Origin of the sequence: Sunxiuqinia indica (genome assembly GCF_009847015.1) — a bacterium.
Taxonomy (GTDB): Bacteria; Bacteroidota; Bacteroidia; order Bacteroidales; family Prolixibacteraceae; genus Sunxiuqinia; species Sunxiuqinia indica.
Genome location: NZ_WVEM01000034.1, coordinates 1 through 2,474, shown reverse-complemented (window position 1 = coordinate 2,474; position 2,474 = coordinate 1). Strand labels below are relative to the sequence as shown.

2 protein-coding genes are annotated in these 2,474 nt (G+C 43.7%); both read left to right on the top strand.

The features are described 5' to 3' along the window. Nucleotides 1-132 precede the first annotated feature (132 nt). The gene (gene istA / locus GR929_RS21690; protein WP_159523917.1) at nucleotides 133-1,659 is read left to right on the top strand and encodes an IS21 family transposase; all 1,527 of its coding nucleotides are present in this window, start codon (nucleotides 133-135) and stop codon (nucleotides 1,657-1,659) included. Continuing rightward, nucleotides 1,659-2,408, top strand: coding sequence for an IS21-like element helper ATPase IstB (gene istB, locus GR929_RS21685; RefSeq protein WP_159523915.1), 750 nt, complete (start codon nucleotides 1,659-1,661; stop codon nucleotides 2,406-2,408). Before istA ends, istB begins: the two co-directional genes overlap by 1 nt. The last annotated feature ends 66 nt before the right edge of the window (nucleotides 2,409-2,474 follow it).

Below are 2,474 nucleotides of genomic sequence, written 5' to 3'. Positions count from 1 at the left end.
TGTAATCAGCAACTTTAAAGTGTCAAATTTTCGCAAATGAGAAGTACCAATTTTGGATAAAAAAACCTTCATCTTCAAGGTAAGCAAACCATAAAAAAGATGAAGGCATATAAACACCTAAAAAAGGCACTTATGTGGCATAAAGTTAAAGAATTAAAATCACGAGGACTCAATAAGAGTCAGATTGCTCAAGAGGTTGGAATCCACCGCAAAACGGTTGGTCATTATCTGGGCATGAGCGAAGAAGAGTTTTATCAGTGGATTGAAAAGCGCAAAAATCAGCCGTTGAAACTTCAGTTTTATTACGATTTTGTAAGATCTCAGTTGGAGAGTCATCCGTATTTATCAGCTTCACAAATAGAAGATCGTTTAAAGGAACATTATAGTGATTTGCCGGCTGTTCATTCCAAAACGGTTTTTAATTTTGTTCAATCTATCCGCAGCAGACATGATATCCGGAAACCTAAAACTGTTATCCGGCGGGATTGCCAGAAGCGTGAAGAGACAGCCTATGGACGTGAGGCCCAGGTGGATTTTGGTGTTTACAGTATGGCCAGGGCGGGAGGTGGTCGTCAAAAAGTTTGGATGTTTGCCATGGTACTAAGCCGCTCCCGCCAGAAGTTTGTGTACCTGCAAACCAGTCCGTTTACCAGCTCAACGGCCATTTACGCCCATCAATTGGCCTTTGATTATTACGGGGGCGTACCGCACACCATCCTTTACGATCAGGACCGTGTCTTTATGGTTGACGAGAACCTGGGAGACCTGCTTTTGACCAGCGACTTCCGGCATTATGTCCGCAACGAGAGTTTTGAAGTCGTTTTCTGCCGCAAGGCCGATCCTCAGACGAAAGGAAAAATAGAAAACGTGATCAAGTATGTAAAATATAACTTTCTGCGCGGGAGGGAGTTTGTCAATACCAGTCAGTTGAACCAATCTGTTATTGACTGGCTTTCCCGGACAGGGAATGGTAAGGTACACAGCACGACACGATTGATCCCTTATCAACAATGGCTTATCGAGAAGGTACATCTTCTTCCTGTCAAGCATCAACTAAAAGAACCGGAAAACGCCCGGTTCACACCCTATACGGTACTTAAAGACCATACCATCTCCTATAAAGGTAATTTCTACAGTCTCCCGCTGGGTACGTTCAAAGCAGAAGGCAGCAAGGTTCTGGTATGCCACGAAGCAGACCAATTGGTTATTTGTAACGAGGAAAAATCACCGATCGCCACGCATCCTGTTTGTATATTGAAAGGGAAATACATCCGTAACAGCGACCATGCACGGGATAAGAGCTCGGGCATTGAAGAGAAAATGCAACTGGTGGTAGAGAAGCTGGGCGGTACCGGGCAGGCCCAAGCCTTTGTAGAGGCCATTCGGCAAAGCAAGCCCCGTTATCTGAACGACAACCTCGGGGTCATCCTCTCCAAAGCCAATGTTGAAAACCCCAAAACGGTAAACCTTGCAATAGACTATTGCCTGGAACATGGATATTACAACGGTTTAAAACTCACCGAACTGATTGCTTATTTTACAAACGAGCAATCAAGCCAACTGTCCCTTTGCAGGCCTGAAGTACACCGGTTGCCCATACAAGCCAGTGCCGAACCTTCGACCAGTCAAATAGATATTTACGAAAAAATCATACGCTAATGAAAGAAATAGATAAAATCAGACAATATGCCGACGCCTTGCGCCTTACCTTGCTGAAGAACCAACCGGAACCATTGATCCATGAAGCGCAAATCAACAAACCGGGTTATCTGGAATTTACCTGTATGTTGCTCGAGCGGGAAGTAAAGCAGCGACAGAAAACGGATCTTGACCGCAGGCTCTCTCTTGCCCGCTTGCCCAAGGACAACAACCTTGACCAATATGATTTTAACCATTCCAACGGAATCAGCAAACCCCAGCTAAAAGAATTGCGGGAACTGCTGTGGCTGGACCAGAACTACAACCTGATATTGATGGGGCCTTCCGGAACAGGGAAAACCTTTATCGCATCGGGACTAATACACGATGCGGTCAAGGCCGGCTACAAAGCTTATTTTAAAACAATGGAAGAAATACTAAACATCTTGCGTATGAAAGAAATGACAAGTTCTGCCATGAATGCTTACAACCGATTACTGAAGGCAAACCTGTTGGCTATCGATGATATCATGCTCTTCCCAATGAAGAAAAACGAAGCCGTCGCATTTTTTAATATGGTAAACCACCTCCACCAAAAGTGTTCTATCATCGTGACCACCAATAAATCCCCAAAGCAATGGGCTGAAACCCTCGATGATGAAGTATTGGCAACAGCCCTCTTAGACCGGCTGCTTTACCATTGTGAAGTCATTAAATTGGATGGCAACAGTTATCGTATGGAAAACAGAAAAACAATATTTAAACAATAATTTTTTGTCTTCTAAATGGCACTTTTACGTTGCGAAAAAATGATACTTTTTTATTTGCTATTTACA

Coding starts and splice junctions, on each gene's coding strand:
- istA (WP_159523917.1), top strand. CDS start 133: ATGTGGCATAAAGTTAAAGAATTAAAATCACGAGGACTCAATAAGAGT.
- istB (WP_159523915.1), top strand. CDS start 1,659: ATGAAAGAAATAGATAAAATCAGACAATATGCCGACGCCTTGCGCCTT.